This is a genomic window from Halosimplex amylolyticum, from assembly GCF_051414035.1.
GTDB classification, from domain to species: domain Archaea; phylum Halobacteriota; class Halobacteria; order Halobacteriales; family Haloarculaceae; genus Halosimplex; species Halosimplex amylolyticum.
Map to the genome: position 1 here is coordinate 203,746 of NZ_JBLKNW010000003.1, position 21,217 is coordinate 224,962.

14 protein-coding genes are annotated in these 21,217 nt (G+C 66.8%); 7 read left to right on the forward strand and 7 right to left on the reverse strand.

All coding sequences use genetic code 11. The features are described 5' to 3' along the window. Nucleotides 1-484: 484 nt before the first annotated feature. Entirely contained in the window at nt 485-1,420 is a 936-nt protein-coding gene (locus ACMGFE_RS16140) for a glycosyltransferase family 2 protein (RefSeq protein WP_436926255.1), read from the forward strand. Between the two features lie 160 nt (nt 1,421-1,580). On the opposite strand, the gene ACMGFE_RS16145 is transcribed toward ACMGFE_RS16140, so the two are convergent. Then, the gene (locus tag ACMGFE_RS16145) at nt 1,581-2,153 is read right to left on the reverse strand and encodes a metal-dependent hydrolase (protein WP_436926256.1); all 573 of its coding nucleotides are present in this window, start codon (nt 2,151-2,153) and stop codon (nt 1,581-1,583) included. Nucleotides 2,154-2,720: 567 nt separating this feature from the next. Here ACMGFE_RS16145 and ACMGFE_RS16150 point away from each other — a divergent pair. Beyond that, complete coding sequence (locus ACMGFE_RS16150) at nt 2,721-4,223, forward strand: lipopolysaccharide biosynthesis protein (protein WP_436926257.1); 1,503 nt, start codon at nt 2,721-2,723, stop codon at nt 4,221-4,223. Between the two features lie 124 nt (nt 4,224-4,347). Here ACMGFE_RS16150 and ACMGFE_RS16155 read toward each other — a convergent pair whose 3' ends face one another. After that, nucleotides 4,348-7,356: an alginate lyase family protein gene (locus tag ACMGFE_RS16155; protein WP_436926258.1), complete on the reverse strand. Its 3,009-nt coding sequence runs from the start codon at nt 7,354-7,356 to the stop codon at nt 4,348-4,350. A gap of 506 nt (nt 7,357-7,862) precedes the next feature. Continuing rightward, complete coding sequence (locus ACMGFE_RS16160) at nt 7,863-9,290, reverse strand: hypothetical protein (RefSeq protein WP_436926259.1); 1,428 nt, start codon at nt 9,288-9,290, stop codon at nt 7,863-7,865. 183 nt (nt 9,291-9,473) lie between these two features. Here ACMGFE_RS16160 and ACMGFE_RS16165 point away from each other — a divergent pair, with 183 nt between their 5' ends. Then, a complete protein-coding gene (locus ACMGFE_RS16165) occupies nt 9,474-10,406 on the forward strand; it encodes an alkaline phosphatase family protein (protein WP_436926260.1) in 933 nt (310 codons plus the stop codon). 75 nt (nt 10,407-10,481) lie between these two features. Here ACMGFE_RS16165 and ACMGFE_RS16170 read toward each other — a convergent pair whose 3' ends face one another. The 4 genes from ACMGFE_RS16170 to ACMGFE_RS16185 all read right to left on the reverse strand — a co-directional run bounded on the left by ACMGFE_RS16170 (nt 10,482) and on the right by ACMGFE_RS16185 (nt 15,729). Beyond that, nucleotides 10,482-11,741 (reverse strand): RNA-guided endonuclease InsQ/TnpB family protein, encoded by a 1,260-nt coding sequence (locus ACMGFE_RS16170; RefSeq protein ID WP_436926261.1) that lies wholly within the window; start codon nt 11,739-11,741, stop codon nt 10,482-10,484. A gap of 417 nt (nt 11,742-12,158) precedes the next feature. Further along, nucleotides 12,159-13,214 (reverse strand): DUF8471 domain-containing protein, encoded by a 1,056-nt coding sequence (locus ACMGFE_RS16175; RefSeq protein ID WP_436926262.1) that lies wholly within the window; start codon nt 13,212-13,214, stop codon nt 12,159-12,161. A gap of 207 nt (nt 13,215-13,421) precedes the next feature. After that, entirely contained in the window at nt 13,422-14,618 is a 1,197-nt protein-coding gene (locus ACMGFE_RS16180; protein WP_436926263.1) for an FG-GAP repeat domain-containing protein, read from the reverse strand. Nucleotides 14,619-14,844: 226 nt separating this feature from the next. Then, nucleotides 14,845-15,729 (reverse strand): sugar phosphate isomerase/epimerase family protein, encoded by an 885-nt coding sequence (locus tag ACMGFE_RS16185; RefSeq protein ID WP_436926264.1) that lies wholly within the window; start codon nt 15,727-15,729, stop codon nt 14,845-14,847. A gap of 514 nt (nt 15,730-16,243) precedes the next feature. Here ACMGFE_RS16185 and ACMGFE_RS16190 point away from each other — a divergent pair. Genes ACMGFE_RS16190 through ACMGFE_RS16205 form a run of 4 tightly spaced genes read left to right on the forward strand, consistent with a single transcriptional unit; the run spans nt 16,244 to nt 21,172 of the window. Next, complete coding sequence (locus ACMGFE_RS16190) at nt 16,244-17,236, forward strand: NAD-dependent epimerase/dehydratase family protein (protein WP_436926265.1); 993 nt, start codon at nt 16,244-16,246, stop codon at nt 17,234-17,236. Further along, nucleotides 17,233-18,252, forward strand: coding sequence for an NAD-dependent epimerase/dehydratase family protein (locus ACMGFE_RS16195; protein ID WP_436926266.1), 1,020 nt, complete (start codon nt 17,233-17,235; stop codon nt 18,250-18,252). Before ACMGFE_RS16190 ends, ACMGFE_RS16195 begins: the two co-directional genes overlap by 4 nt. Before the next feature lie 20 nt (nt 18,253-18,272). Continuing rightward, a complete protein-coding gene (locus ACMGFE_RS16200) occupies nt 18,273-19,562 on the forward strand; it encodes a glycosyltransferase family 4 protein (RefSeq protein ID WP_436926267.1) in 1,290 nt (429 codons plus the stop codon). Continuing rightward, the gene (locus tag ACMGFE_RS16205; protein WP_436926268.1) at nt 19,559-21,172 is read left to right on the forward strand and encodes an alkaline phosphatase family protein; all 1,614 of its coding nucleotides are present in this window, start codon (nt 19,559-19,561) and stop codon (nt 21,170-21,172) included. The genes ACMGFE_RS16200 and ACMGFE_RS16205 overlap by 4 nt, the downstream gene beginning before the upstream one ends. Nucleotides 21,173-21,217: the final 45 nt, after the last annotated feature.

The following is a 21,217-nucleotide window of genomic DNA, read 5'->3' on the forward strand; positions in this document are numbered from 1 at the left end:
CAGAGTCTTGTATCTCCAGAATTTGATACGAACGCCCGGGACTCCGCGGTCTCGGCCTCGGAAGTTCGTCTCGGACCTCCCGCGAGACTCCGCGGGCCCGGCCCCCGAGTCGCCGACTCGTCCGACGACACCGAACACGTCGGCTGGGGTCGTCTGTTGTCCGAGGGCGAGTGGTACGTGCGATGCGTCGACAGCCGCCGTAGGGCAGTCGGTCAGGGCTGAGAGATAATTGCGGGCTGTTCGTGCCGCAATCCGATCCGTCACTCCAGAACAGCGATCAGATACCGACGAGCCGGTTATACGGTAGTGCGCTGTTAGCTACCGGTTGCGCTACCGACGGAGCAGAGTTTATGTGGTCTATTCCCGGCTACTATAGAGGTACTATCCACCTCGCCGCCGAAATAGTACGCCTGTAACTATCCTCATCTCAGTTGCCATATTTCGGTGAGAGGAACCGGCGCGATCGAACGCGCCGGGGCTCGCTATGAGTGATCAGAGCATACACGCAACCGGACTTCGGCCATCGAGTAACGATATCGTCATCGGGATCCCGGCTTACAACGAAGAAGAGACGGTCGCTGACGTCGTCACGGAAGCGCTCGAATCGGCCAGGAGCGTGATCGTCGTCGACGACGGGAGCGACGATCGGACCGCCGCGCGGGCGGAAGCGGCGGGGGCGACGGTCGTCCGTCACGGGGACAACCGGGGCTACGGCGCCGCGCTGGAGACGATATTCGAGACGGCGTACGAACGCGGCGTCGAACACCTCGTCGTGGTCGACGCCGACGGACAGCACGACCCGGCAGACGCCCCGATGCTCGTCAGGACCCAGCAGTCGTCCGGTGCCGACATCGTCATCGGGAGCCGATTCGTCGGCGGGTCCCAGAGCGGGACGCCGCTGTACCGGCGGGTGGGACTGGCCGTCATCAACCTCATCGTCGGGTTGAGCCTCCGGTTCGGCTACTCGTCGTCGCGCGTCCACGACACCCAGAGCGGCTTCCGCGCGTACGACGCCGAGGCGATCGAGATGCTGGCGTGCCGGGCCGATCTGAGCGACGGGATGGACGCGAGCGTCGACATCCTGTTCCACGCCGCCGACGAGGACTGCGAGTTCGTGGAAGCGCCGGTCGACGTGACCTATGACGTGGTCGAGGCGAACACACACAATCCGATCGTCCACGGCGCCGTCCTCGTCCAGAGCGTCCTCCACAGAGCGCTGACGGACCGCCCGGTACGGCTCCTCGGTATCCCGGGGACGTTCTGCCTGTTCCTCGGCATCGCTCTCGCCAGGGCCTCGGCCGCCGGCTTCGACCTCCTGCAGGCGGTCCCCACGCTGCTCGTCCCGTTCCTCATCGTCACGGGGAGCGGTCTCACTGGCGCAGCGCTGGCGATCGGGCGCGGTAGCCCGCGGAGTGACTGACTCCCCAGAGAACTGTTTTTGTTGCCCGATCCGTCCGTCTATTCGAAGCGCGAGCGGACGCTGAACAGTTCGACCGAGACGACCATTCGCGGGCACCGAAGCGTTCAGCCGAAGTAGCCAGCCGTGGCGGCGTGCGCCGGTCGGCACGGCCCGTCCGCGGTCAGTCGTTCCCCCGGAACTGTGACGACCGCCACAGGTATCGGCCGATGTCGGCGGGTCCCGGTACCCCGTCGGCGATCCAGAGCGCGACCATCAACAGGACGAACACGGTCCGATACGAACCGGCCGCGAAGTACGTCTCGGGGGAAGCCGCCAGCTCTCGAAACCGGCCCACGACGGTCCCCATGCCCTGATCCGGGGACGCCGGGAGGATGGGCCACAGGAGGAACCCGACGCTGTGGTAGTACCCGTCGACGAGCCGCGGCAGCGCGTCCCCGAACAGGTGGGTGAGATAGCCGATAACGAACGCGAACCCCAGGTCCGGTCGCCGCTTGCGGGCGGCGACCGCGAGCACGACCGCCGAGACGGGGACCGCGACCAGTGCCGAGTGGGCGAGACTGCGGGCGGCCGGCAGCACGTCGAGGTGCCACGCTAGCCCCTTGTCGACGATATCGGGGATCTGCGTCCCGACGCCGACCGCCACGGCGGCCCGGCCGTCTCTCTCGCGGCGGCTGGCTCGCCAGACGAGCGAAAACGCGACGTAGCCGAGCGCGAGGTGTTCCCAGGGCCACATGAGGAGGGGATCGAACCGGGATTTGACTGGCGACCACTTGAGTAGACAGCCCGTAGTCGCGGTAAGCCCCGTATCGCCAGCGGACGGCCCCGCGTCGGGGGGGCGGTGACGCCCTCGCAGCGGGACGGTCGCTCGTCGACCGGTCGATCGGCAGCGGCGTCACCAGAACCGCGGCGAACCGTCGACGAACGGCGGCGAACAAGCGGCCAGACCGCTGTACCGTTCGGCTGCGAATCCCCCTCTCCGGCGTTATGAAGCGGTTACTAATGATGGCCATTGTGCTACCATCGTGTAGCGATACGCAATGAGAGATTCTACACAGCGCGCCAGCAGTTCTACGCCGCCCTCACGCCGATCCTCGTCTCCCGGGGGGATCGGCGGTGGACGAGATAGCGAACGCGACGAGCGCCGCCGTATCGAGACGCCGAGTCCGACGACCCCTGAGTGCTCCGGCCGGAACGCAGCGGGGCGAGTCCGGACTGGCTGGCGGACGACCAGCGGGCCGTCCCGGGACGGCGGGACGAACGCGGTGGTGCCCGGACACGAGAACAGCGACCGTCGCTGACCATGAGAGAGAAGCTGAAAGCGCTCGTCGATCGGTTCCTGCCGACCGGCAGCGTCCTCCAGCAGACCGTCAAGAGTGGGGCATGGCTGGGCGCGATGAACGTCGTCTCGCGAATGCTCCAGATCGTCATGATCGTGATCCTCGCGAACCTGCTGGACCCGGCGGACTTCGGGCTGCTGGGGATCGCGCTGCTGGTGCTGAGCGGCCTGCGGGACTTCTCGGACCTCGGGTTGAACTCCGCGGTCATCCAGCGGAAAGAGGAGAACGTCGATGGGTACCTGAACACCATGTGGACGCTCCAGCTCGCCCGCGGCGCGGTCCTCGCGAGCATCCTCCTTCTGCTGGCGCCGGTCGTCGGGTCGTTCTTCAGCGAACCCCGGGCGACGGCGGTCGTGCGCGTGCTCGCGCTCTCGCCCGTCTTCATGGCGCTGCGGAACCCGGCGATCGTCTACTTCCAGAAGGACCTGGACTTCCACCTGGAGTTCGTCTACCAGATGAGCGGGTCCATCACCCGGTTCGCCGTCTCGCTCGGGTGGGCGCTCGTCTCGCCGACCGTCTGGGCGCTCGCCGCCGGGCTGATCGCCGCCGAGTTCGCGAAGTTCGTCGTCTCGCACCTGGCCCACCCCTACCGACCGTCGCTCTCGTTCCACCGGGAACGGGCGTCCGAACTCGTCTCCTACGGGAAGTGGATCACCGGCAACTCCATCCTCTACTTCCTGAACAGCGAGGGCGACGACGTCGTCGTCGGCTGGCTGCTCTCGGCCACGGCCCTGGGCTTCTACCAGACGGCCTACCGGCTGTCGAACGCGCCCGCGACCGAGGTGACGCAGGTCGTCTCGCGGGTGATGTTCCCCGCGTTCTCGACGCTACAGGACGACGTCGAGGCGCTGCGCAGTTCGTACTACCGGATGCTCCAGGTGACGGCGTTCGTCTCGGTCCCGATCGCCTTCGGTATCGCCGCCGTCGCCGACGTGTTCGTCGTGACGTTCATGGGCGAGGAGTGGACGCCGATCATCACCGTCCTGAAGATCCTCGCCGGATACGCGCTCCTGCGGTCCATCGGGAAGACGATGGGGCCGCTGTGGAAAGCCATCGGTCGGCCCGATTACGTCACGAAACTCTCCTTGTTGCGACTGGTGGTCGTCGCGATCTTCGTCGTGCCGGCGACGAACGCCTACGGCATCGAGGGGACCGCGCTCGTCATCGTCGGGAGCTACGTCTTCCCCACGTTCCCGCTCGACGTCCACCTGGCCGTCAAGTCCATCGAGGGGTCGTACCTGCGACTGCTGAAGGAGGTGGCGTATCCGGTCCTCGCCGGCGCCGCGATGTTCGGCGCCGTGACCGTCGTCGACCAGCAGAACCCGCTCTCGGCCGGGCCACTGGAGTTCGTGCTCCTCCTGGCGGTCGGCGTCGTCACCTACGTCGCGGCCGTCGGCCTCCTGGCGTTCCAGTTCCGGTGGGGCATCGAGAAGAACATCCGGTCGCTCGTCGACGCGCTCGCCTGACGGCGCCGAGACGCCGACCGCGACAATTCCGTCGCCGTCAGTTCGGTGTGAGACGGCGTCCGGTGGTATCGGCGCCGTCAGTTCCGTGGAGTCGGTCGCGAATGTCGATGCAGTGCGGAGACGGCTACTCCGCGCCGTGGGTCAGCGTGACGTGCCCGAGCAGTCGGTAGTCGTAGTGCGGGCGACCGCCGATCTGGTCGGGGTCGTTCAGGACGCCGTCGAAGTCGCCCCAGTGCGCGTGGGCGAGTTCGAACGCTGACGTGGCCTTCTGGACGGAACTGTTCGGGATGCCGCCGGAGTTCCACTTCCACGCGGACGTGTCCTGCACGTACTCCTCGAACCAGTTGAACGCCTTCCACAGCGAGGACCCGCTCTTGTTGTCGGTCGGCGCGTTGAACCCGTAGAGGGAGGTCCCGTCGTAGCGCTCGAAGACGACCAGCGCCGTGGTCATCGCCTTCAGGTTGTACGCGGTGTAGGCGAAGCCCTGGCTGCGGTGGAGTTCGAGCTTGAAGATGCCGTTCTCCTTCGGGTTCGCCGTCCCGTCGTAGGCGCGTCCGTCCTTGTAGTTGTTGACGAAGTCGCCCCACGGCCGCGGCGTCCCGTCGCACAGCTCCGCCTGGGCCTGCCACATCTGCTTCGCTTTCTCCATCGCGGCGTCGTCCTGGAGGTACGCCGCGGTGACGGCCCGGTCGACGATGCGCCACGCCCACTTGTTGTTCTTGACGCAGTAGCCGGGCCGCGACTCGACGTAGGTGTCGGCGCGGTCCGCGACCCACTGCTGGAACGCGGCCTCGGCGCTGCCGGACGAACCGCCGTCCCACGGCCGGGAGCCGTCGTAGTCGTCCCACGCGGCGTGACCGCGAACGAGCGAGGCCGCGTACGCGAAGGCGGGGATCGTGATGTGCTGTTCGATCGTCCCCGACTGGCCCGCGATCTCCACGGTCGGTTCCATGTAGGTGCCGTCCCCGAGACACCAGTGGTGGATGATCTCGACGGCGCGAGCGGCGTACGCGTCGTTACCGGTGAACCGGTACGCGAGCGCGCAGTCTCGCGCCCACGTGGACATCTCGATCGACGCCTTGTAGTCGTGTCGCGAACTGTCCGCGGTGTAGTCGTGGCCGCCCCCGTTGTCGGTGACGGACCTGAGAGACGTGTTGAGGTAGTTGTTCGCGTCCGAGACGAGGTCGTCGTAGGCCGACTTCCACGGCTGGGCCCCGTCGTCGACGCGCTGTTTCTGCGTCTGGATATCGCTCTCGGTGAGGAAGACGTAGTTGTCGGAGACGCTGTCGACGGTGTCCTCTTCCGTGTCTTCTTGCGAGGACCCGTCGTCGACCGTGACGGACTGCCCGCCGAAGGTCCCCTGGTAGGTCGTCTCCGCCGTGGCGAAGTCGAAGTCGCCCTCGCCGAGCGCGTGGTTCTGCTGGGGCGTGTCGTGTTCGAAGTACGCGTGGAACGCGACGTCGTGTTCGTTCATCCAGTCGAACATGTTCTGGACGAACACCGGATTCACGTCGCCGCCCCACTCGTAGCCGTCGTGACTGAGCCCCCACTCGGGGATCGCGATCGGACGGCCGACGTCGGCCGCGAGTTGGGCGATGTCGTCGAGTCCGACGCCGTCGCCGCCCCACTTGTCCCCCTTGCAGTGGTTCTCCTCCCAGACGTACTGCTGGACCGTCGCTCGCTCGGATTCCGTCGCGTTGTCGTAGTCGATGTCCTGGGGCGCCTTCGACTGCTTCCCGTACGCCGGGGCGCTGTCGTAGACGTCGGCGCCGACCATCGCGTACTCGGCTCCCGGGTAGTGGGCGAGCACCTCGTCGGTCGACATCTGCGTCGAGTGGACGAGCGGCGCCCAGACGGTTCGCAGGTCGTCGCCGAGGACGTCGCGGCACACGTCCACGATCTGTCGGTATCCCTGGATCCACGTGTCCGCCGAGACCGACGTCCCGACCGGCGAGTACGGCTGGGCCTCGATGTTGAACTCGTTCCCGATGCGGAGCACGAGGGTGTCGGTCGTGAAGCCGTCGGCCTTGAACCCCTCGGCCATCGACCGGAACTTGTCGTTGTACTTCCCGGCGGCCAGGTTGCGGAGCGCCTGCGTCCGCCCGATGGCGTCGTTCTCCTCGCGGGACACCATCGGGATGTGCGGCAGGAGGATGCGGTCGTCGCTCCCGTCTATCTGCTCGGGGAAGTCGCGGGTGTCGAAGTCGATGAAGTGCTGCCACTCGTTCTTCCCGCGCCCGGTAGCGACGACCTGTAGCTGGTCGCCGAGCCAGGACTCGTACGGACCGATCTCGTCGCCCCACCAGCACCACGCGCCGTTCGAGAGGGTACCGGTTCCGGTGGTCGTGTCGGTCTCGTCGCCGCTCGTATCGTCGCTCCCGCTGTCGGTGCCGCTGTCGGCACCGCACTCGCTCCCGTTCGGGTCGATCACGTCGCTGGCCTCACCGGACGGCGGCGACTGTGCGAGCCAGCCGACGAAGTACCACGTGCCGTTGGACCCGCCGGAGTAGAACCCGCGGCCCTTCTCGTGACTCGCGTCCTCGATGAACGCGAGGTGGTAGTCGGTCGGGTCGTGGTCCTCGAGGCGCTTCGGGTTCTTCACCTGGAGCAGTCGTTCGCCCGGCTGGGACGCCGTCTCGTTCGGCGAGACGGCTCCCCCCGCCGTCTTCGACGGCCGGTTCTGTTCGAGCCAGCCGACGAAGTACCACGTGCCGTTGGACCCGCCGGTGTAGAACCCGCGGCCCTTCTCGTGGCTCGGGTCCTCGACGAAGGCGAAGTGCTGGTCCGTCGGCTGGTACGCTTGCAGCTCGCCCGGTTGGGTGACCGAGACGAGCCGATGGGACGGTTCGGAGGCGTCACTGGCGGGCGTGATGGATCCCTTTGCCGTCGTGCTCGGCTTGGTCTGCTTGAGCCAGCCGGTGAACGCCCACGTCTGGGACCCCGTGCCGGCGTAGAACCCGCGTCCGCGCTCGTGTGTGCTGTCCTCGATGAGTGCGAGGTGTCGGTCGTTCGGAACGGTGTCGCACAGGGCCGTCGGCTGTCGCACCTGCAGGTGGAGGGGCCCGTCGCTCGCCGCCGCCAGCCCGGTTCCGGCGAACGCCGTGCCGGCCGAGACGCCCAGTAACTTGAGCATACTCCGCCGAGGCATGCCAGAACGGGGGTCCGATCCCGGCGGCGGCCCCGTCGCGGCACTGTTCTCTGACTGCCCGGAATCGCCGAAATACCCCGATAACTTCTCCTTACCGCGCGTCGCCGTCTCCTTGATCTTCTCCGCACGCCGATCTCGACTCTTGTCCATGCGTTAGGAAGGGGTTAACTATGCCGGTAAAACGCTTCGTGCAGTTTGAATACCGGTCCGGGCCGTTCGCGTACGGGTTACTCGCGGTTGGCTAGGGTTCGGTCACGTTCGGTCACCGGATACGTCCCAGATCGACGGGGAATTGGAGCCCCATTCGCGTCCGAAAGAAGGATCTTATTCCGCAATGGATGGCGGTAAGCAACGGTTACGCCGTCCGAACCGAAACGTTCTCGGTCGATCGTACACCGACACTGGGGCGACGCGACACCGGACGGAAAACAGCGGCGAATACCCGTTCTCGGAGGCGGTGACGGCCAGCGGACGCCGGTCCGGGCCGCTCGTCAGCCGGACTGATCGGAGGGCTGCGCGTCCCACCGGTGGACCGTCCCGTCGCCGTCCTTGAACAGGAGGGCGGTCGACCCCGTCCCGTCGACGTCGACGTCCACTGCGAACTCCGCGGCCGCGAGGTCGGAGGGGGAGGCGTTCGAGTAGTGCGCGACGCCCGACGAAGCCGAGCGATCTATCGTCTCTCCACTGGCCCAGCTCGAGTCGCCGAAGGCCCGGACGCCACCGCTGACGTCCGACTCCGAGTGGACGACGTCCGACGACGGACCGAAGTAATACGACGGCCGGGCGGCGTCGCTCGTCACCTCGATCTTGCCGACCCGGACGGTGCCGTTGTCGAGCAGCGGACCGATGACGTTGTTGCCGTTCGCGTGCTGCAACTGGACCATCGAACGCACGTCGGAGTTGGTGTTCTGGACGTACTCGAGCCGGGTCGACGCCTGTCCCTGGATGGCGACGATCGGGTCCTCGGTCGTCCGGACCGGTTCGAAGTTGATCCCGCCGACGCGGACGTGCCCGTTCTTGGCCGCCTTTATCCGGACCGCCTGTCCGGCCGACCCCCCGACGTTGATGAAGCCGATATCGACCTTCGCGCCGGCGAAGTCCGTGTAGAAGACGGGATCGCCCGTCGCGTTGCCGGCCCCGATGTATCCGATCTGGACGCCGAGGAGCGACTGGCCCTTCTCGAGGACGATTTCGCGGCCGTCGTTGGCGTCGTAGCCGAAGTCGAGGTGGCCCCACACGGAGTCAAAGGGGGACCCCTGCTCGCAGTGGACGACGGGGTCGATCCAGTTCCGGAACGCGAGGTTCCCGATATTGAACTGCTTCGGCGAGACGCCGGTGTCGTTGACGAAGTGGATCGCCGATCCGCCGCTGCGGTCCCCCTTGTCCAGGCCGCTGACGGTGAACCCGTCCAGCGAGACGAACTTGCCGTCTTTCAGGTGGGTGATCCTGAACCCGTCGCGTTCGAGGTCGGTGAACTCGATCTCGCTGGTGTGCACGCCCCACCCGACGAACTCGACGAACTGGCTGGGAACGATCGGCTCCGCTTCCTGGACCTTGAACGGGGGGAGCAGAACGGTGCCGAACCCCTCGTTCTCGCCGGTCTCGTCGATCTTCGCGACGGCGTCCCCGACGGGCGTCTCGGTCTGGTTCGGGTCGATCGCGTCCGCCGGTTCCAGTTCCGGAGCGACCGGGACGACAAGCCCGTCGAGCGTCTTCTTCACCGTCGGATCGCTCGGCGTGGGGGGCTCGTCGGAGGGAGAGCGGGGGGTGTCCTGCGGTGTGGTGGATTCGGTCGGCGTCCCCGTGGGGGTCCCGGAATCCGTCGCGTCGGACCCGAAGTTGTTACAGCCGGAGAGGCCTGCCAACGACGCCGTGACCCCACCGAGAAACGAGCGTCGTCCGATGCGTGTCCGTTTCATCGTTTGCCGTATCCGCCGAGGACCCCAAAAGTATGAGAGCGATACTCGACCGATAGATACGATTTCGTACCGATTACGAACGAGGCGGTTGACCCGGTCACGCCTGCCTCTGGTCAGGCCCACCGGCAGTCGAGCGTTACACGGAATATAATTAGGTCAGTTACAGGAGTCGTATCGGATCAAATGATGGGACGCATCCGGCAAGGGATCGATCGGACCATAAAATACTATCAGAACGAGGACCCGGTCACGGCGAGCAAGCGCGTCTCCTACGACGCCCACGCCGAGACGGTCAGGCTGCTGTTCGAGCACTTCGAAGACGACGTCGGCGTCCCCATCTTCGAGCGCGACTGGGACGTCCTGATCATCCTCGACGCCTGCCGGGCGGACCTCATGGACGAGGTCGCCGACGAGTATCCGTTCCTGGAACCGTACACCCGACACACCTCCCTCGGCAGCAACTCCGGGGAGTGGATGGAGGAGAATTTCACCGCCGAGTACCGCGACGAGATGGCGGAGACCGCGATGGTCACCGGCAACCCCCACTCGAAGACGTACCTGGACGAGGCGGACTTCGCGACGCTCGACGAGGTGTGGCGATACGCCTGGGAGGACGAGGACGAACTGTTCAAGCCCCAGTACATCACCGACCGCGCCATCGACGTCATGCGCAACGAGGACCCCGAGCGGATGATCGTCCACTACATGCAGCCCCACCACCCGTTCATCCCGCACTTCGACGGCTTCGAGTCCGACCTCCACGAGAAGTGGCTCAACCAGTGGCGCGACATCCGCGTCGGCCACGTCTCGAAAGCGGAGAAGTGGCGCCGCTACCGCGACAACCTCCATTACGTCCTCGACTACGTCGACCTCCTCCTCGACAGCATCGACGCCGAGACGGCTGTGATCAGCGCTGACCACGGCGAAGCCATCGGGGAGTGGGGGATCTACGGCCACTACGGGATCCCGCTGCGCGTGTTGCGCGAAGTCCCCTGGATCGAGACGGTCGCGCAGGACACGGGCGAGTACGAACCCGAGTTCACGCCGGAGACGACCGACGTGAGCGAGTCCAGGCGAGACGTCGACGACCAGCTCGAGAAGCTCGGCTACGTGTAAACTACCCCACCCTACTCCCTCGACGCTACGCGCCTCGGTCTTTGAGGGTGGGGCTTTGATGTGGACTCCCGGCAATCAGTCCCCAGCAATCGGCTGGTAACTCTTGCCGTTCACCGTCCCACCAGTTATACGCACGTTTACTGGTGCGTCTCCGTCCCCCGACGTGGGCGAGGAACGGAGTCTATGTTGTCGTTTCCGAGCGTACCGCGTCCCGATGTTCTTCGCGGCGTTGTAGTCCGCGTTCACTTCGTACCCGCACTTCTGGCACTCGAAATGTTCTCCGTGGCGGTTGCCATCGTGCGTGAACCCACAGTCCGTCCGAGAACAGCGTTGGGACGTGTGATTGGGCTCGACTTGCTCCACGGAGACACTGCGCTCAGGTGCCTTGTAAGAGACGTACTCGTACAGGCGTCGGAACGCCCATATGTGGTGCCACTTCGCCTGCAGTAGTCGTTCTCGAATATTGGTCAAGTCCTCGAACGCGATAACATCACAATCGTGTTCGACGGCTTCAGTGACGAGTTCGTTGGCGACAGTGTGGATGTACTGTTTCCGCCATGCTTCTTCGCGCTTCCCGAGTCGAAGCAGGGCGTTGTGTGCGGCCTGCGTGCCGCGCTGTTGCATTTCTCTGCGTCGCTTCTCGAACTCGCGGCACCAGTGGTCGTAGTCGTCTCCCTGCCAAAAGCGCCCAGTGGAGGCTACGGCGAGACTGTTGACGCCGAGGTCGATACCGAGGACTGTTTGGTACCCGGTATCTGCCGAAACCTCTGCGTCCTCACCGTCGTCTCCTTCGGAGTCATACTTCCGGGTGGTGATGTGGAAGTAGAACTCGTCGTCTATTGCGTCGTACTGGAGCGTACTCGCTCGGAACTCAAACGCCTCGGACAGCACGTACTGCTCGTATGGCGTGGGGCTGTCCGAGGGGAGTTCAAAGTCGCACTCGACACGCCCGTTGACAGTCGAGAGCGAGACTTTGGTCCGGTAGAATGTGGCACTCCGTTTGTCGTAGAGCATACTCCACGACGTAAACACCGGTTGGCTCACTCGTTTCCCTTGTTTCCACCGTTCGACGCAGCCGGTGACAGCGTGGACGGCACGTCGGATGGCTTCCTGGACGAGGTTCGCGGTGAGGTCAGTTTCGTCACGGAGTTCGTCGTAAAGAGCGGCTCGTGTGGTCGTGTTGGCCGTGACGCACTCGGTATAGGAGTTGTCGGACCAACAGAACTCGGCGGCACGGTTAGCGCAGTGGAGGAATTGCCGGGCGGATTCGTGGAGGTCGTCGCGGCGCTCGTCGGGAACGACGAGTTTAACGGGCGCGGTACGCCGGACCTCCATATTTCAGATGTAGTTCTGACGGTTCTTACTTATTCTGGAGTCGGACGGTCGCAGTATGCCGATTGTGTCGTACCATGTCGGTTTCCTCTCCGGCCTACTCGCTCACACCAGTCGCTCCTTGAGGCCGGAGGCTCCACCCCGAAAATGCTGAACTGCCCGGGAGTTCCGCCGAGCGCTCGGCTCGATACGCGTAGTTTTGGGACGGGCCAGGACAGTGCCTCCACAGGGAGACCGTGACAGCAGAAGGCCAGTTCGTCCGTTTTTCCGAGACGGCTGGAGAGCACGCAAGGTGGCGGCGACGAGACGACGCTTGAAATGAAGGCTGAGCGACGCCTGAGCCGTGAAGACAGAGCGACGCCGAAAACGAAGACGGACGCGTCGCGGTCGCGACAGGCGGCTCGGACGCCGACCGACGGCTCACTCGGAGGCTTCGGACGCGTTAATCCGGAGCTGTAGCCGGCGATACGCGTTCTCGGTCGTCGGGTCGTCGGGCGCGCCACCGCGGTACAGCAAGAAGGACAGCCGCAGTTGGTCGCCCGTGAGCGTCGGCGCCACGTCGTAGGCCGCGATCTCGGTCTCGTTCCGGCCGACGTGGTGGGTGCGCCGCTCGAGTTCGTCCACCTCGCGGATCTCGGTCGCGCCGTCCGTCACGCGGACGCGTTGCAGGAGGACGACCACGGAGTAGCTCGTCGCCTCGTGTTCTCTGTTGGCGATGCTGACCGCGAGCGACGTGCTCTGGCCGCGTTCGAACTCGGTCGGATAGTCCTCGGCCACGAGCGCGCCCGACTCGTTCTCCGCGAGGAGGGAGAAGTCCGTGTCGCCCGGGGGCGGGGTCGCCACCGCGAAGCCGACGCTCCCGGCGGCGAACAGCAGACTCGCGGCGAAGAGGACGGTCAGCGCGCCGTCGAACCGCGTCTCGAAGAGACCGCCGCGGCCGACCGTCGACCAGTCCGGGTAGGGCACTCGGAAGCGGTCGCCGTCGGGGAGCCGCATCCGTCGAACCGTCGCGACGGCGAGCAGCCCCAGGGTGATCGCGCTCACCACCTGGACGACCGGGACGGGCCGAATGGCCAGGCCCATCGCGTCCATACCGATGCCGATCAGCGGGACGAGAGCGACGCTGAGGCCGACCGAGAGCGCGAATCGTTCGATACCGTCGATGCCGCGCGTGCGGAGGCCGGCCGAGAGGCCGCGCTCGAAGCCGCCTGCGCCACCGAGCCGCCAGTTCACCGCCCCGCCGCTCCCTCCGGCGCCGGCGCGACCGCCGGCCTCGGGGAAGACCGCAGCGACGAAGGCGTACCCGGGGGCGAACGTGACGAGCGCGAACCCGAAGATGGTCGTGAGGAGTGCCCCGGTGCCGACCGCGACGACGAGGACGGCGGCCACCACGACGAGGGCCGCGACGGCCACGAGGTCTATCACCGCCTCCAGGGGCCAGCGGCGACCGGATTTCCCCTGTCGTGAGTCGTTCATCGTCCCACCTGTGAGGGGACTCGTCTATTGTTATGGACCGTATTCGGCCGGTTCCGGGGCTTTCCGGTCCGTCCGAGACGGGTGCCGCTCCGGCGGCGTCGCAGTGACCCCGAAACGGTCGGCGGGCGACGACGGCGTCGCAGTGACCCCGAAACGGTCGTCACGCGACGACGGCGTCGCGCCGACTCCGGGCGGGCCGACCCGGGATCACGACGGTGTCTCTGACGGCGACGACTCCGCGGCGTTCGAGAGGCCGTCTGCGGGCTCGGTCTCGTTGTACCAGACGTCGACGTGGGTGTCCGCGTACCCCTTCCCGACGACGTCGGGGCGGCCGTCGCCGGTGAGGTCGACCGCTTTCGCCTCGTGAGTCGGGACGCCGCGTTCGACGACGGTCCCCTCGAAGTCGAGCGACCCGTCGCCCGGGTTCCGGTACACGCGGTGGACCGGGTCGTCGTACCCGTCGAGGCCCATCTCGGCCACGTAGATGTCGGGGTGACCGCTCCCGTCGAAGTCGGCCGTCTGGACCGTGTGCGGGTTGTAGAGATCGTCTTCGAGGAGCGTCAGGTCCCACTCCAGCGGGTCGAACACGCCCAGGCGCGCCGGGCGGTCGTCCGCGTAGGGCACGTCGCCCTCGGTGACGACGAGTTCCTGCAGTCCGTCGCCGTCGAGGTCGGCGGCCGCGACGCGCGTCCAGTCCCACCCCTCGGCGAGCGATTCGCGCTCCCACCCGCGTTCGGACCGGCGGAAGACGTTCGTCCCGGCGACGAGTTCGGTCCGCCCGTCGCCGTCGACGTCGGTGACCGCGACCCCTTCGACGTTGAGGTTCTCGGCGACGATCTGTCGGTTCCGTCGCGGCCAGGGCTCCTGGCGGGGGTCGTCGGGAACGTCGTAGTACCCGACGACCGCGCTCTCCTGCGACAGGAAGACGACCTCCGGACGGCCGTCGTCGTCGACGTCGGCGACCGTCACGTCGTGGTACTTCTCGAAGTCGTCGGTGACGAGCCGTCGCGTCCAGGGTCGTCTGGGGTCGTCCGGCTGTTCGAACCAGCACAGGTCGGTCGCCAGGTTCTGCCCGGCGACCAGGTCGACCCGTCCGTTGCCGGTGAGGTCACCGAGGGCGCCGCCGACCGAGAGCCGGGGGGCCCGCGCGACGTCGTGTCGCTCCCAGCCCGGGTTCTCGTACCAGAAGACGTTCGTCTCGGCGCGGGCCGTCCACGACCGGGTCACCGGGAGCTCGCGGAGGTTGACGGTCCCTCCGACGACGGGGACGTCTACCCACCGGTTGGTTCCCAGGGCGCCGACGAGGACGTCCGGGCGCCCGTTGCCAGTCAGGTCTTCGGTGAGGCAGAAACTCATCCGCCCCGCCGGCGGGGCGTCGTCTATCCGCTCGTGACTGAACTCCATGCCCGGCGGGTGTCACCCCGCACGTATCAGTATACAGTCGATACCTGACCGATCAGAACCGCCGCGAGCGACAGCGACGGCTCGATACACGGCCCCGAGAAGCCGCGACGGTGGCTCCGCCGACTCGCCGCCGACCGCGCGAATCGGAGTCTCCCGATTGTGGCTTCGCGTCCGTGACTCCGCGGTTGGGTCACCGATCGGTCAGCGCTTCGGCTCCTCACCGGAGTTACCGGTCGGCCAGCGCTTCGGCTCCACGTCGAAGCGCGGCCGCGGGGTCGTCCGGGTGGTCGTCCTCGTAGATCACCCACTCGACGTCGTTCCGGCGAGCGGCCTGCATCGTCGACTCGACGTCGGCGCCTTCCGTGAGGTGGATCAGGTCGAGTTTGTCGCCGACGAGGTCGAGGACCGTGTCGGGCCGGTAGCCGGCCATCGCGACCGAGCCCACGTCGATCTCGAACCGGAGCGAACGGTCGACGGTACGGGCGTAGATCTGTCCGAGTGCGGTTCGGTCCGCGATGCTGTCGGGGTCCGGGTGGGCGACCCTGTCGAGCCAGTTCGTCGCCCGGTCGCCGACCAGCGCGGGAATCGGGCCCAGCGAGAGGACGCCACCCAGGCGGTCGTCGCGGAACTGCGGCCGCAGGTCGTGGGGGGCGTTGTGGTAGTAGAACTCGACGCCGCGGTTGGCCAGGCGCGCGCCCATCCGCGCGAGTTCGTCGGCGGTGTCGCGGACGGCCCGGTCCGAGATGACCTGGTCGATGCCGAGGTGGGGGTTCACGAGGCGGTGACACCCCACTCGTGCGTAGCGCTCGACGACACCGTCGAAGTCGTCCCGGAGGGTGGGCCAGTCGACGTGGGCGGCGGCCGCCTCGACGCCCGAGTCGGCCATCGCGGACTCGACGGCGTCGAGATCCGCGTCTTCGAGCGTGCCGGCGAACTCCACCCCGTCGAAGCCCGCCTCGCCGACGCGGCGGATCGTCTCCGGGAGCGACGCGTCGAGGTCTCGCAACGTGTGCAGCTGGATGCCCGTTCGAACGGTCTGCTGGTCCCGGTCCGCGGCCGTCGCGGACTGCTGGCTGGCCGCGGCGCGCGGGCCGGCGGGAGAACTGTCCATACGTATCGGTCACAGATACTGGCCACATTGTTAATTAGCTCCTACGGAATTCACTGTATCGCAGGTATGGCCCTTCTATGGCCCGGAAGCGGGCGAACTGTCGCGGTGAAAAGACCGATATCGTCCGCCGAGCAGGCGCCCCAGCGAGCGACGGGGGTGCCATTTCACGGGCTTCCAGCCGTCCGTGGGCGGATCGAAGAGGCGGTATAACAGATTCCCCAGCGGGCACGTCGCGGTTGTCGGCGCCCGGGAATTCCACCCCGGATCGCCGATATCGCGCCGCAGAGCACGCAGGAGTCCGGACACCGACTGTCGAAGACCCAGCGAGTTACTCGCGGGAACGTTACGTTTCCGGAACTGTACGCGCGAACTGACCAACTGACGCTCCGCAGATCGCTACGTGTTCCTCGTAGATGGCTCGATTCAGTCGATCTATTCGATCCCGATAATCGGCTCATACTATTGGTCGATTCGGGGCCACTGCTACTCGATGTCCGACACTGACCGAGATACTATGCTGGTGACGGGGGGTGCCGGATTCATCGGCTCTCACCTCGCCGAAGAACTGGTCGATCGCGGGAGAGAGGTCGTCGTCGCGGACGACTTCTCCCGCGGTTCGCTGGACAACGTCCGGCACCTCGAAGACGATGTCGAACTCCGAGCGGTCGATCTCACGACGCGCGAAGGCTGCCTGCGTGCGGTCGAAGGCGTCGACCACGTGTTTCACCTCGCCGCGAGCGTCGGAGGGATCCACTACATCCAGCGCGAGAACGTCGGCGGGCTCACGCCCAGCGTCCTGATGAACCAGCACATGCTGGAGGCGGCGCGGACGACCGACGTCGACCGCTTCCTGTTCGCCTCGAGCGCCTGCATCTACAGACAGCAACACGACAGCCTCAATCTGTTCACCGAGGACCAGGCGATCCCGGCGAACCCCCACAGCACGTACGGGTGGGCGAAGGTGCTCGGCGAGGTCGCCTGCGACGCCTACCAGGAAGACTGCGACATCGCGACCAGCAGCGTCCGCATCTTCAACTGCTACGGACCGCGCGAGAGTCTCGACCCCGACAGCAGCCACGTCATCCCCTCGCTCTGCCGCAAGGTCATCGAAGCCGACGACGGCGATTCGATCGAGCTGTTCGGCGACGGGACCCAGGAGCGCGGGTTCATCTACGTGACCGACCTCGTCAGGGGGATGATCGACGTCATCGAGAAGAAGGGCGACGGCGAGGCGATCAACCTCGGCAACTCCAGGGACGTCGTCTCCATGAACGAACTCGCCGAGCGGATCATCGCGATCTCGGGCAAGGACCTCGACATCGAGCACGACCGCTCGAAACCGACTGGCACCGACAAGTACGCCTGCGACATGACCCGGATCAACGAGGAACTCGACTGGCGGCCGGAAGTTCGACTGGACGACGGACTGCGTCGCGTGTACGAGTGGGCCGAAGACGAACTCGACGTCCAGCGGGAAGTCGTCGCGGCCGACGGAGGGACGCCATGAGCGACTGGGACGGCGAGCGCGTGCTCGTCACTGGCGGCGCGTCGTTCATCGGCAGCCACCTCGTCGAGGACCTGGTCGCCGAGGGCGCGGACGTCCGCGTCGCGGACGACCTCTCGAGCGGCGAACTCGAGAACCTCGACGCCGTCGCCGACGAGATCGAGTTCCGCGAGGGCAACCTCAAGCGGCTGTCGTTCGCCGAGGAGGCGACCGAGGGCATCGACACGGTGTTCCACCTCGCGGCCGACCACGGCGGGCGCGGGTACATCTCGAACTACCCGGCGAACTGCGCGACGAACATGGCCCTGGACAACGTCGTCTACGAGGCCGCCGCCCGGAACGACGTCGACCGGATCTGCTTCGCCTCGAGCGCCTGCACCTACCCGACCGACATCCAGCAGGAGAAACAGCGGCTCAGCGAGGACATGGTCAGCTTCGAGGAGCGCGGCGGCGCCTACGCCGACGAGGTGTACGGCTGGGCGAAGCTCATGGGCGAGCGCTCGCTGCAGGCCTACCACGAGCAGTACGACATCGACGCGAGCATCGTCCGCATCTTCACCGCCTACGGCCCGCGCGAGAACGAGACCCACGCCATCGTCGCGCTGATGGCCAAGGCCTACGCCGAGCAGGACCCCTACCAGATCTGGGGCGACGGCGAGCAGACGCGCAACTTCACGTACGTCAAAGACATCACGCGCGCGCTGCGGCTCGCCGCCGAGAACGTCACCGACGCGACGCCGGTCAACGCCGGGATCCGCGACTACATCACGATCAACGAGGTCGCCGAGGCGATCTTCGACCGCCTCGACTGGCACCCCGGGGAGATCGACCACATGACCGACAAACCCGTCGGCGTGCGCCACCGCGCCGCCGACACCACGCGGGCGGCGGAACTGCTCGGCTGGGAACCCCAGTACACGCTCCAGGACGGGATCGAGAACACCCTCGAGTGGTACGTCGGCAACCGCGAGAAGGACTACGTCGAGAACAACCTTGAGACGCTCCTTCACGAGCGATAACGGGGGGCGTGAGTAGCTACATGACGGACTCGACGAAGGACTTCGTGCTCGTCGCCGAGTACTTCCACCCCGACACGGCGTCGACGGGACAGCTGATGACCGACCTGGCCGTCGGCCTCGTCGACCGCGGGCTGGACCTGTCCGTGTACACCGGCCAGCCGAACTACCACAGCGGCGACAACGAGAAACAGCCACGCCGGGAGACCCACGAGGGCGTCCCGGTGCGGCGCATCCGCGCGCCGCAGGTGCGCCAGTCGTCGCTCCCGCGGCGGCTGTTCAACTGGGCCGTGTTCACCGTCTGGATGGTCGCCGTGCTCGCCCGCGACGACCAGGACGAGCGCGAGCTGGTGTTCACCTCGAACCCGCCGATCCTGCCGTCCGCGATGTGGCTGCTCTGCCGGCTCAAAGGCTGGGAGTACACCTTCATCGTGTACGACCTGTACCCCCAGGTCATCGCCGCGTCCGGGTACGTCGACCGCGACGGCGTCGTCTACCGCGCCTGGGCGAAGGTCCACGAACGCGTCTTCGGCGGCGCGCGCGCCGTCGTGGCCCTCGGCCCGGTCATGCGCGACCGCATCACCGACGCGGCCGGCGACGACTTCGACCCCGACAAGATCGAGATCGTCCACAACTGGGCGGACGGCGAGTTCATCCAGCCGATGGAGAAGTCGGAGAACTGGTTCAGCGAGGAACACGGCTTCGACGAGGCGTTCACGCTCGTCTACTCGGGGAACATCGGGGCCAACCACGACCTCGAGACGGCCGTCGAGGCCGCCCGCGCGTTCGCGGACGAGCCCGTTCGCCTGTGCATCATCGGCGAGGGCGACAGGAAGGCCGACGTCGTCGACCTCGCCGAGTCGTACGACCTCGTCGGCGACACCGTGACCTTCCTCCCCTACCAGGACCTCGAAGACCTCCCGTACACGCTGACGTGCGGCGACGTCTCGCTCGTCGCCGTCAGCGAGGGGATGGAGGGGCTGTGCGTGTCGAGCAAGCTCTACACGTCGCTCGCCGCGGGCCAGCCGATCCTCGTGGTCTCCCACCCCGAAGACGACGAGGCGAAGATCGTCGAGGCCCACGACGCCGGGAGACAGGTGACGCAGGGAGACGTGAAGCGCATGCGACACATCATCGAAGAGTGGCGCACGCGCCCCGAACTCGTCGCCCATCAGGGGGCCAACGCGCGCGCCGCGTTCGAGAACCACTTCACGAAGGAACAGTCGATCGACGAGTACTACCGGCTCCTCTCGGGGGAGAGCCAGCGGGACGAACCGGCCGAACAGCCGGTCCCGGGGGGTGTCGCGCCGTGAACGTCATCGTCGTCGGCCTCGACGGGCTCGAACCCAGTCTCGTCGAGCGCTGGGCCGAGGACCTCCCGACGCTGCGGGGACTGATGGAGGAGGGGTCGTTCGGCCGCGTCCGGTCGGCGGACCCGCCGCTGTCGGCGCCCGCGTGGCCGTGGATCTTCACGGGCAAGCAGGGCGGGAAACACGGCTGTTTCGGATTCACCAAGCGACGCGACGGCGAGTACAGCTGGGACCCGGTGAACTACGGCGACGTCAACGCCGAGTCGCTCTGGGAGGCGCTGGACGACGCCGGCGTCTCCTGCGGCGTCGCGAACGTCCCGCTGACGTACCCGCCCGCAGACCTCGACCACGGCTACGTCGTCTCGGGCTGGCCCGTCCCGAACCGCGTCGAGGTCAGCAACCCTCCCGAGGTGCTCGACGCCGTCGAAGACGAACTCGGCGAGCGATACCGGGTTCACCCCTTCGACATGGGCCCGGAGCTCCAGCAGGCCAGCGACGAGCGAGTGCTGGAGAACATCACGGACGGCCTCTGGCATCACCAGCGCGCGTTCGAGACGCTCACCAGGCAGACGGACGTGGACGTCTTCTGCTGCGTGTTCATGGCCACGGACGTCGCCGGGCACTACCTCGGCCGCGACCACGACCTGCTCAAAGAGCTCTACGTCGAACAGGACCGGGCGCTCCGCGAGCTCCTCGACGGGTGTCCGTCCGACGTCGACGCCATCGTCATGAGCGACCACGGCCACGCCGCCGCGAGCGACTGGAACTTCTACGTCAACGAGTGGCTCCGCGAGGAGGGATACCTCAGCGTGACCGACCCGTCGGGCGTCGACCTGCGCGGGCTGCTGCGGACGGCGGGGGTCACCCGCGAACGGCTCGTCCGGGCCAAGCGCGCGCTCGGACTGGACGACGTCCGGGAACGCCTCCCCCAGCCCGTGTTCGAGGCGCTCCAGCGCGTCGTCCCGCCCGCCGACGAGCGGAGCGACGGGTTCGACCCCGGCCGGGTGGAGTGGTCCGAGACGGTCGCGTACAGTCCGGACCAGAACGTCGTCCACCTCAACACGGCCGACACCCACCCCGAGGGGACCGTCTCCGAGGCGGAGGCGAGCCGGCTCCGAGCGGAGATCGAGTCCGAACTCGGGGAGATCGACCACCCCGCGCCGGACCGGGACGACCCGCTGATGACCGAGATCCGGCGGAAAGAGGAGGTGTTCGACGGCCCGTTCGCCGACGCGGCGCCCGACGTGATCCCGATCGCCGACGAAATGCACGTCACCGTCCAGACGAGCTTCAACGACGGCGACCTGTTCGCCCGCGACGAGTGGAGCGAACACCGGCAGTTCGGGGCGCTGTTCACCGCCGGCGACTCGTTCGCCCGCACCGACGACGTGCGCGACCGGAGCATCCTCGACCTGTTCCCGCTCGTCCTCGACCTCATCGACGAGCCGGTCCCGGAAGACGTCGACGGCGAGGTCCCGGCCGAGCGCCTGGCCTACGACCCCGACCCGTCGATGAGAGAGAGCCACGACGAACACGCCCCCTCCCGGGACTACACCGAGGAGGAGAGCGAGGACGTCCGAGAGCAACTGAAAGGGCTCGGGTATCTGGAGTGAACGCATGACCGGACCACCGACCACGGACGGCTCCTCGACGGAGTT

Coding starts and splice junctions, on each gene's coding strand:
- ACMGFE_RS16140 (WP_436926255.1), top strand. CDS start 485: ATGAGTGATCAGAGCATACACGCAACCGGACTTCGGCCATCGAGTAAC.
- ACMGFE_RS16145 (WP_436926256.1), bottom strand. CDS start 2,153: ATGTGGCCCTGGGAACACCTCGCGCTCGGCTACGTCGCGTTTTCGCTC.
- ACMGFE_RS16150 (WP_436926257.1), top strand. CDS start 2,721: ATGAGAGAGAAGCTGAAAGCGCTCGTCGATCGGTTCCTGCCGACCGGC.
- ACMGFE_RS16155 (WP_436926258.1), bottom strand. CDS start 7,356: ATGCTCAAGTTACTGGGCGTCTCGGCCGGCACGGCGTTCGCCGGAACC.
- ACMGFE_RS16160 (WP_436926259.1), bottom strand. CDS start 9,290: ATGAAACGGACACGCATCGGACGACGCTCGTTTCTCGGTGGGGTCACG.
- ACMGFE_RS16165 (WP_436926260.1), top strand. CDS start 9,474: ATGATGGGACGCATCCGGCAAGGGATCGATCGGACCATAAAATACTAT.
- ACMGFE_RS16170 (WP_436926261.1), bottom strand. CDS start 11,741: ATGGAGGTCCGGCGTACCGCGCCCGTTAAACTCGTCGTTCCCGACGAG.
- ACMGFE_RS16175 (WP_436926262.1), bottom strand. CDS start 13,214: ATGAACGACTCACGACAGGGGAAATCCGGTCGCCGCTGGCCCCTGGAG.
- ACMGFE_RS16180 (WP_436926263.1), bottom strand. CDS start 14,618: ATGGAGTTCAGTCACGAGCGGATAGACGACGCCCCGCCGGCGGGGCGG.
- ACMGFE_RS16185 (WP_436926264.1), bottom strand. CDS start 15,729: ATGGACAGTTCTCCCGCCGGCCCGCGCGCCGCGGCCAGCCAGCAGTCC.
- ACMGFE_RS16190 (WP_436926265.1), top strand. CDS start 16,244: ATGCTGGTGACGGGGGGTGCCGGATTCATCGGCTCTCACCTCGCCGAA.
- ACMGFE_RS16195 (WP_436926266.1), top strand. CDS start 17,233: ATGAGCGACTGGGACGGCGAGCGCGTGCTCGTCACTGGCGGCGCGTCG.
- ACMGFE_RS16200 (WP_436926267.1), top strand. CDS start 18,273: ATGACGGACTCGACGAAGGACTTCGTGCTCGTCGCCGAGTACTTCCAC.